The organism is Acrocarpospora pleiomorpha, assembly GCF_009687885.1.
In the GTDB taxonomy this organism is placed as follows: domain Bacteria; phylum Actinomycetota; class Actinomycetes; order Streptosporangiales; family Streptosporangiaceae; genus Acrocarpospora; species Acrocarpospora pleiomorpha.
The window spans coordinates 1-9,073 of record NZ_BLAF01000028.1 but is presented as its reverse complement, the minus strand read 5'-3'; the positions used below and the strand labels follow the sequence as shown (position 1 = coordinate 9,073).

Below are 9,073 nucleotides of genomic sequence, written 5' to 3'. Positions count from 1 at the left end.
CTCCCACCCACCCAGCCCGTTTGTTTCTCCTCGGGCTCCGCCCGACCCCGCCATCGCCGTGGATTGCCCGCATGAAACTTGCGTCACGGTGCCGTGGTTCCCCCACAACCCCTGTTTCGCCCCACGGCTCCGCCTCCTGCTTGCAGGGGGTTCTCCCCTGGCCCTACCCGTCCACCGGGACGCTCGCACTCGGCCTAGAAGGGCGGTCGAATGCCTGGAAGGGCGACCGAAGGCCCGGTACCTCAGCCACCGGCCGAAGGGGGTCGGGGCGGAGCCCCGAAACAAACTCACAGGTGGGCGGGTGGAAGCACCGGCAATCAACCCGACCACCCATCCACTCGGACGCTCGCGCTCAGCCTGGAAGGCCAGCCGAAGGCCCGGCACATCAGCCACCGGCCGAAGGGGGTCGGGGCGGAGCCCCGAAACAAACTCACGGGTGGGTGGGAGTGCCACGGTAATCGACTCGGCCGCCCAGAACGCCGACGCTGGTTGGGTCAGCCTGCGGGTGGGGCTTCGCCCTGGGGGGCGGCTGGGGCGGCTGGGGTGATGGTGCCGAAGCGGTTGCTGGGGACCCAGCCCTGGGCCGGGTCGAAGGTGCCGTAGCGGGGGTTGAACTTGACGGGGACCTTTTCGGCTTCTACGGCGAGTTTTTGCTGGCCGGCGGTGGTGGCGGCTTCGTCGGTGCCGCCGCCCAGTTGGGCGATCATTTTCTGGGCGCCGATGGAGGCGCGGAGCCAGTCGCGGACGGACGTGGGGGGGACGCCGCGGGTGAGGAGGGCTTGGTCGACCGCAGCCTTGCCGCCCTGCTGGGCGATGAAATTATCAATTTCGCCGTCGCTGATGATCACGCCGTTAGCGGTCGCGACCTGGGTAAACTGGTTGATGTTGGCCAACTGCAGCAGCACCGCCTGCGGGACGGATCCGGGCAGCTGGACCTGATCGGCGGGGATCTTGGCTGCGGTCAGGGCGGCCTGGAACTCGCGCACTCCGCCGTCCAGCTGTTCACTGCTGATGCGCTGGTCACCGACGGTGGCGGCGGCTCCGACCTGGAGCGGCCCGCACGCGGTCAGGGTCGCGGCGGCGACCACCATGGCCAGCAGAACACGCTGTACTTTCACGATTGAATCCTCCGGCAACCCTAGCTAGGCGAAGCCACCCTACCAACGGCAGCGCCTGGTCTGACCTCGCCCGTGTCCCAAGACCAACTCCGAACAAAGTCGACATCAACCACCTGCCTGAGTTTCATCGCCTCGATCAGGTCGACACACCATTCGAGAAGAACAACAGCTGGCCATCGGTATCAACGGCTGCCATCCCGCAGGGGGTTCAAGGAACATAGCCTCGATCAGGTCGCCACACCGTTCGAGAAGAACCAGATCGCGCACCGATATCAACTGGCACCACCTGCAGGGGTTCAGGAACGCAGCCGCAATCAGGTCGCCACGCCGTCAACGGGTGCCACCCGGCTGGGTTCGCATGGGTTCGAGGAACATGGCCTCGACCAGGTCGCCGCACCATTTGAGAAGGTCCAGATCGCGCAACGGCTGGCCGCCGATGGGCTTGGTCTTCGGCACCGGCACGAGCATGGTCTCCGTGGCCTGCTTGACGAGTGCCTTCGGGTAGAGCCGCTGGAGCCGTACCTGCTGGGAGTCCTTGAACGTCACCGGCGCGAACTTGATGTTGGTCCCCATCAGCTGCACATCGGTCAGCCCTGCTTTACGCGCCCGAATACGGAATCGCGCGACTTCAAGAAGGTTATCCACCTCGACCGGAAGGCGACCGTACCGGTCGGTGAGTTCGTCGCGGACGGCGGTGATGTCGTCTTCGGCGGCGATGGCGGCGATGCGCTTGTAGGCCTCCAGGCGGAGGCGCTCGCTGGTGACATAGCCGTGGGGGATGTGGGCGTTGATGGGGAGTTCGACCTTGATGTCCTGCTGTTCGGTGACAGTCTCGCCGGAGAGTTTCTGCTTCTGCTCCTGGACGGCTTCGGCCATCATCCGGACGTACAGGTCAAAGCCCACACCCTGAATGTGCCCGGACTGTTCGGCGCCGAGGATGTTGCCCGCGCCGCGGATCTCCAGGTCCTTCATCGCCACATACATGCCCGCCCCCATCTCGGTGTGCTGGGCGATAGTGGCGAGCCGCTCGTGCGCGGTCTCGGTGAGCGGATTCTCCGGCGGGTAGAGGAAATACGCGTAACCACGTTCCCGCCCACGCCCGACCCGCCCGCGCAGCTGATGCAACTGGCTGAGCCCATAATTGTCGGCCCGATCCACGATCAGCGTGTTCGCATTCGGCACGTCGAGCCCGGATTCCACGATCGTGGTGGACACGAGCACGTCGTACTCCCGCTCCCAGAATCCGACCATGATGCGTTCCAGCTGCTGCTCGTTCATCTGCCCGTGGGCGACCGCGATCCGCGCCTCGGGCACGAGCTCGTGCAGCCGCGCCGCCACCTTGTCGATGCTGCGCACCCGGTTGTGCACGAAGAACACCTGCCCGTCGCGCATCAGCTCGCGCCGCACCGCCGCCGCGATCTGCTTCTCGTCGTACGGCCCGACGAACGTCAGGATCGGATGCCGCTCCTCCGGCGGGGTCAGAATGGTCGACATCTCCCGAATGCCGGTCAACCCCATCTCCAGCGTGCGCGGAATCGGCGTGGCCGACATGGCCAGCACGTCCACCTGAGTGCGCAGATGCTTCATCTGCTCCTTGTGCTCGACCCCGAACCGCTGCTCCTCGTCCACGATGATCAGCCCGAGATCCTTGAACCTGACCTCGGGCGAGAACAGCCGGTGAGTGCCGATCACGACATCCACCCCGCCGGTTTTGAGCCCTTCCAGGGTCTCCTTCACCTCGGCGTCGGTCTGGAACCGCGAGACCGGTTTGACCATGACAGGGAAGCTGGCGAACCGTTCCCCGAACGTGGACAGGTGCTGCTGGACCAGCAGCGTGGTCGGCACGAGCACGGCGACCTGCTTGCCGTCCTGGACCGCCTTGAAGGCCGCCCGCACCGCGATCTCGGTCTTGCCGTAGCCGACGTCGCCGCAGATCAGCCGGTCCATCGGGATCGGGCGTTCCATGTCACGCTTGACCTCGTCGATGGCCTCCAGCTGGTCGCCGGTCTCCGCGTAGGGGAAGGCGTCCTCCATCTCGCGCTGCCAGGGCGAGTCGGCCGCGAACGGGTGTCCCGGTGAGGCCATCCGGGCGGAGTAGAGCCGGATCAGCTCGCCCGCGATCTCCTTGACCGCCTTCTTGGCCCGCGTCTTGGCCTTGGCCCAGTCGGCGCCGCCCATCCGGTTGAGCGTCGGGGATTCCCCGCCGACATAGCGGGTGACCTCGTCGAGCTGGTCGGTGGGAACGTAGAGTCGGTCACCCTTCGCGTACTCGATGACCAGGTATTCACGGGTCGCGCCCTGAACGGTGCGCTGGACCATCTCGATGTAGCGGCCGACCCCGTGCTGCTCGTGCACGACATGGTCGCCGATCTTGAGCTGGAGCGGGTCGACCATGTTCCTACGCCGCGACGGCAGGCGGCGCATGTCCTTGGTGGACGCCTTCTGGCCGACCAGGTCCAGATGGGTGACGACGGCGAGCGCGTCGGTGACGAAGCCGTGCTCCAGCCGTCCGGTGGTCACGTGGACGACGTCACGACCGGGCGGCCCAGGGATCGAGGGCACCAGCCTGGCGGCCACGTCCACGCCCTTGAGCAGCTCCACCATGCGCTCGGCCGGACCGTGCCCCTCGCTGAGCAGCACGACCGCGCGCCCCGCCCCGAGCCAGCCCTTGATGTCCCCCAGCGCCCGCTGGGTATCCCCCCGGTACGCCTCGACGTCGTGCGCCGCCAGGTCCACCCCTTCGCCGAACGGCGCGATGCTCCACCACGGCTGCCCCAGCTCACCGGCGTGCTCGCGCACCTCCTCCAGCGTACGGAACGCCGCCGCGTCCAGATCGATCGGCGCCTCCCCGCCCGCGGCCGCCGTGATCCACGACGCCTCCAGAAACTCCTGGCTGGTACGGACGAGCTCCACCGCCCGGCTGCGAATCCGCTCAGGATCGCAGACGAACACGGCCGACCGCGCCCCCAGGTGATCGACCAGCAGATCCATGCCCCCGGCCAGCACGGGCGCGAACGCCTCCATGCCCTCCACCGGCATGCCCTCGGCCAGCTGATCCAGGATCTCCTTCAACGCCGGATGCTCGTCGGCCAGCTCCCGGGCCCGCTCCCGCACCTCGGCCGTGAGCAGCAACTCCCGGCAGGGCGCGGCGAACAGCCCGTCCTGGGCGACTTCCAGCGAACGCTGGTCGGCGACCTTGAACCAGCGGATCTCCTCCACCGTGTCGCCCCAGAACTCCAGCCGCAGCGGGTGCTCCTCGGTGGGCGGGAACACGTCCAGCAGGCCGCCGCGCACGGCCACCTCGCCGCGCTTCTCCACCATGTCGACCCGGTGGTAGCCGTTCTCGACCAGCTGGGCGACCACGTCGTCGAGTTCGGCGTCGTCGCCGGCGCGAAGCCGTACGGGCTGGAGGTCGCCGAGGCCGGCCACGATGGGCTGCAGCACCGCGCGGACCGGGGCCACCACCACCCGCAGCGGCCCCGCGGAATGGTCGCCCGCGACCGGATGGGCGAGGCGGCGCAGCACGGCCAGGCGCTGGCCGACGGTGTCGCTGCGCGGGGAGAGGCGCTCGTGCGGCAGGGTCTCCCAGGCGGGGAAGACCGCGACCGAGGCGTCCGGCAGCAGGCTGGTCAGGGCGGCGGCCAGGTCCTCGGCCTCGCGGCCGGTGGCGGTGATGGCGAGCACCGGGCGGGAGCGTGCCAGCGCGGCGACCGCGAACGGCCGCAGCGCGGCGGGCGCGATGAGGTCGGTGCCCACCTGATCGGTCAGGGCCTCGGTCAGGCGCGGATCGGCGGCGACCACGTCGAGCAGGCCGGAGAGGGCAGCGTCGGACATTGGCATCGTTGTTTCGGACATCGCCTGTTGGCCCCCACTTGAGTCCACCGCCGCGCCACCGGAACCGTTCCAGGGCAGCACGAACATCCCCGAACCTGTTTGGGACCGGGGGTATAGCCTCAAGGCTACTTCCCCCGGCGAGGGCGTCGCGGGCGAGTCGGGCCCGAATCTCCGACGATCACGTAGTCGATTGACTACCCTTCGTGACATGTCTGACGTGCGATTGACCACTGCGGGGGGCGTCTTCAGCCAGCGGATCCGCGAGCAGTGGAACGAGCAACTGGGCCGCCGGATCGACATCCTGGCCGCGGGCTGCGGCCGGGGCGCCCCGCTGGAGCTTGATCAGATCGACGCCCGGGTGACCGGCGTGGACGAGGACCGCCCTTTCCTGCGGGCCGCCACCGTGGCCAGGCCCGACCTGGACTCGTGGTCGCTGGGCGATATGCGCTCGGTGCCGCTGATGCCCCGCTCGTACGACGTGGTCTGCGTGGAGTTCCTGCTCGAACGTATCCCGCACGCGGAGCTGGTGCTGGACCGGATGGTCAACGGGCTGCGCCCGGGCGGGCTGCTGCTGATCCGGATGCGGGACCGGAAGTCGGCTTACGGGTTCCTCGACCGGAAGGTCCCGTTCCGGAAGCCGCTGCGGCGGTGGCTGGCGCCCGAGGACGCGGCCGGGCCGCTGCCGTCGATCTACGAGCCGGTGACGTCGCGGGAGGGCGTGCATTCCTACTGCATGATGCGCGGGCTGATGATCGCCGAGGATCACTCGCTGATCAGCGGCCCGGCCAGGCTCGGGCCGCACGGCGGGCTCGTGGCCGGGGTCTGCCGGACGGTCAGCCGCCTTTCCGGCGGCCGGCTGGCCCCCGACCACGATGAGATCGCCTTGGTCGTACGGAAACCTCAGCACCATTTCGCCAGGCTCATCTGAGCGTGAACTGCGGTTGCCAGGCGTCCGGATCGTTAGTGTTCTCCCTATAGCCGGACAGCTGGACGACGTCTTTCCCGTCCAGGCTGACCAGAACCAGCGCGGAGTTGAACTCGAACTCGCAGGAGCCCGCGCAGCCGAGCGCGATGAGGTGCTCGTCGTCGGCCCAGGCGACCAGCTGGAGCATCGGCTGCGTGCCGACGATCTTCCCGGTGGCCAGGTCCTTCACGGTTGTCTGCGGCCCGGGCGGCTGGCCCCTGTCCGCGATGAGCTTCCCGTTGGGCGAGACGCCCGCCTGCTGGTTCATCTCCACCAGGTCGGCGGGAGCGGGCCGAGGATTGCCCTGCAGGTCGTAGAAGACCTGGTGCGGGGCGACCGACTGTGGCTCCCAGATCAGCGTGCCGTCATCGCTCCAGGCGAAGTCACGCCGCGGGTTCGAGTTGTCCACGCCGGACGGATTGGACAGATCGAAGCTGTTCGCGGGGAACGGCCGGAACGTGATCTGCCCGGTGTTGGCGTCCACGACGGCGAAGCCGGTCCTCGTGCTGGGCAGGATCTCCTCACTGGTGCGCGCCTTGTCCAGCCAGCGGGTCTCGTTGGGCGGGCCGGAATAGGTGGTGACCAAGATGCGGGAGCCGTCCGGCGACCAGAACGCCGCGCCCGCCCCCTGCTCGACGTCCACCCAGCGGATCACCTGCCGGGTGCTCATGTCGAACACGCCGACCCTCCTGGCCGGCAGGTCGCCCTCCATGACGGCGGCGAACCGCAGCCCCGGCGCGACGTCCACCCACGACCAGTCGGTCTTCTCGTACTGGCCGGAGTTCGGGTTGTACAGCGACCAGTTCCAGCGGATCGTCTCGGTGCCGCGGCCGGTCGGCACCCACCGCAAGGTGGAGTACGCGGAGACGGCCACCCGTCCGGCGGCGATGAAATTCTTGGGTGGGTTGTTCTCGGTGTCCACCTGAATGTCGGTGGGAGGCTGGCTGGCTGTCGCGGTGACCGTCGCGTCGATCGCCGGCGCGGGATCCGCACGAAACGTACTAGGCAGCACAAACGCCCCGGCGATCACGGCAGCCGCCGCCACGACCACCGCCAGCGCGGGCAGCCAGCGCCTGCGCCGGGACAGCGCCCGGTCGGCCAGGTCGGCGGGCACCCGGGCCTGCTCCGACCACTCCCGGAGCGTCTCCCTGATCAGCGTCTCCTCGTTCATCGGGTCACCTCCTGCGTGAGCTCGGTGGCCGCGGCGCGGAGCCGGGCCAGCGAGCGGTGCGCCGTGCTCCGGACGGTGCCCACGGAACACCCCATGATCCGTGCGATCTCGTCCTCCGGCAGATCCTCGAAGTAGCGCAGCACCAGCACCGCCCGCTGCCTGGGGGTCAGCCGGGACAGCGCCTGCCGTAACGCCAGCCGCAGATCGACCGTGCCGGTCCTATCGGCTGCGATCCGCTCCGGCGGCTCGGCGACGCTCGTCTCGTGCCGTCGCCAGGCCAGCCGCCAGATGCTGACCTGCTGGTGGTACATGGTCCGCTTGACGTACGCCTCGGGGTCGTCGATCCGCCCCCAGCGGGTCACCGCCTTGGCGAGCGAAGCCTGCACAAGATCCTCGGCCGCGTGCTGGTCGCCACCGGTGAGCAGGTAGGCCAGGCCCATGAGGGCGGGCGACCGCGCGGACACGAATTCGCGGAAGCCTCGTTCGTCCGCTGCGTCCACGACCACCTCCTCCTAGAGCTAATGTCAGCCTCTAAGACGCCCTGTGGCGACGTCCGCTATGCCTCAGATCGGAAACCTGCAGATGACCGAATGGACTCCTGACGCCCGGGAGCTGGCAGACCTGGAACTGCTGCTGTCCGGCGCGTTCGCGCCGCTGACCGGGTTCCTGGGGGCGGCCGACGTCGCGAGCGTGGCGGAGCGTGGGCAACTCGCCGACGGCACACCCTGGCCGGATCCGGTCACGCTGGCACTTCCCGACGACTTCCACGGGCAGGTCACGCTGACCGATCCGGAGGGCGCGGCCCTGGCCGTGCTGCACGTGACCGAGCGGGACGGGCATCATGTCGCCGGGCGGCTGGAAGCGGTGGGAGCCCCCGTCTACGGCCCGTTCGCGCGCCTCCGGCGGACCCCCGCCGAGGTGCGCAAGGACCTGCCCGACGACGTCCTCGCGGTGACCATGCGCGGACCACTCGACTCGGCCGCCATCGAGGACATCGCGGCCACCGCCGAAGAACTCGACGCCGCCGTCCTCCTACTCCCCCTCGTGTACGGCGACGCCGGCCCCGCCGTGGTCCGGGCCGCCCTCAAAGCATCCGCCGACCTGCCCGGTTCAACCGTGGTCGCGGTGCCGCTCGCCCCGCGCGAGGACGCCGTGATCGACCTGGAGCTACGCGAGCACGTGGCCGGCAACTACGGCGCCACCGAGCACTACGCGGGCCCGGCCCCCGTCAGCATCCCCGGCCCGCCACACCGCCGCGGACTCGTCGTGTTCTTCACCGGCCTGTCGGGTTCCGGAAAGTCAACCGTGGCGCGCGGCCTGCGCGACGCCCTGCTGGAGCGCGGTGGCCGGACCGTCACCTACCTGGACGGCGACGTGGTCCGTCGACTGCTGTCGAAGGGCCTGACGTTCTCACGCGAGGACCGCGACCTGAACATCCGCAGAATCGGTTTCGTGGCCGCCGAGGTGGCCCGCCATGGCGGCCTAGCCATCTGCGCCCCGATCGCGCCATACGCGGACACTCGAGACGAGGCACGCGAGATGGCGGAATCGGTCGGAGCAGACTTCGTCCTCGTGCACGTCTCCACCCCCCTAGAAGAATGCGAACGCCGCGACCGCAAGGGCCTGTACGCCAAGGCCAGAGCCGGACTTATCCCGGAATTCACCGGCATTTCCTCTCCTTATGAGGAGCCTGACGACGCGGACCTCGAACTCGACACCACAGACATGCCGGTAGAGCGTGCGGTCACGACGGTCCTCAACCACCTGACCACGGGCGGCTGGATCCGCTGATCACGGCCGGGGCGACCTTCAATGCGACACCGGTTGACGCGAGCCGAGCGGATCCGCCGATCACTGCGGGCTTCGTCACGTGACCTTGGTCACGGTGCTCGCTGGCGCTGGCCGAAGGGCGGGGCGAAGCCCCCGGAGCGCGCATTCCCGGGGGTCGGGGCGGCAGCCCCGGAAACAATCAAGGGTGGGTGGGTG

The 9,073-nt window shown here is 69.0% G+C and carries 6 protein-coding genes; 2 read left to right on the top strand and 4 right to left on the bottom strand.

Features of this window, described 5'->3' with window-relative positions:
* Nucleotides 1-494: 494 nt before the first annotated feature.
* Together Aple_RS24410 and mfd are read right to left on the bottom strand one after the other, a co-directional pair.
* On the bottom strand, nucleotides 495-1,118 hold the full coding sequence (locus tag Aple_RS24410) for a SurA N-terminal domain-containing protein (RefSeq protein WP_155347021.1): 624 nt from the start codon (nucleotides 1,116-1,118) through the stop codon (nucleotides 495-497).
* Between the two features lie 330 nt (nucleotides 1,119-1,448).
* The gene (mfd, locus tag Aple_RS24405; protein WP_155347020.1) at nucleotides 1,449-4,952 is read right to left on the bottom strand and encodes a transcription-repair coupling factor; all 3,504 of its coding nucleotides are present in this window, start codon (nucleotides 4,950-4,952) and stop codon (nucleotides 1,449-1,451) included.
* A gap of 208 nt (nucleotides 4,953-5,160) precedes the next feature.
* On the opposite strand from mfd, the gene Aple_RS24400 reads away from it, so the two are divergent.
* A complete protein-coding gene (locus Aple_RS24400; RefSeq protein WP_155347019.1) occupies nucleotides 5,161-5,880 on the top strand; it encodes a class I SAM-dependent methyltransferase in 720 nt (239 codons plus the stop codon).
* On the opposite strand, the gene Aple_RS24395 is transcribed toward Aple_RS24400, so the two are convergent.
* Nucleotides 5,873-7,087: a PD40 domain-containing protein gene (locus Aple_RS24395; protein ID WP_155347018.1), complete on the bottom strand. Its 1,215-nt coding sequence runs from the start codon at nucleotides 7,085-7,087 to the stop codon at nucleotides 5,873-5,875. The genes Aple_RS24400 and Aple_RS24395 overlap by 8 nt on opposite strands.
* Nucleotides 7,084-7,587 (bottom strand): SigE family RNA polymerase sigma factor, encoded by a 504-nt coding sequence (locus Aple_RS24390; RefSeq protein WP_155347017.1) that lies wholly within the window; start codon nucleotides 7,585-7,587, stop codon nucleotides 7,084-7,086. Before Aple_RS24390 ends, Aple_RS24395 begins: the two co-directional genes overlap by 4 nt.
* A 58-nt stretch (nucleotides 7,588-7,645) precedes the next feature.
* Here Aple_RS24390 and cysC point away from each other — a divergent pair, with 58 nt between their 5' ends.
* On the top strand, nucleotides 7,646-8,878 hold the full coding sequence (gene cysC, locus Aple_RS24385) for an adenylyl-sulfate kinase (protein ID WP_246264745.1): 1,233 nt from the start codon (nucleotides 7,646-7,648) through the stop codon (nucleotides 8,876-8,878).
* The last annotated feature ends 195 nt before the right edge of the window (nucleotides 8,879-9,073 follow it).

What these genes read in the sequence shown, in the direction of transcription:
- cysC (WP_246264745.1), top strand. Translation starts at nt 7,646, where the DNA reads ATGCCTCAGATCGGAAACCTGCAGATGACCGAATGGACTCCTGACGCC.
- Aple_RS24400 (WP_155347019.1), top strand. Translation starts at nt 5,161, where the DNA reads ATGTCTGACGTGCGATTGACCACTGCGGGGGGCGTCTTCAGCCAGCGG.
- mfd (WP_155347020.1), bottom strand. Translation starts at nt 4,952, where the DNA reads ATGTCCGACGCTGCCCTCTCCGGCCTGCTCGACGTGGTCGCCGCCGAT.
- Aple_RS24395 (WP_155347018.1), bottom strand. Translation starts at nt 7,087, where the DNA reads ATGAACGAGGAGACGCTGATCAGGGAGACGCTCCGGGAGTGGTCGGAG.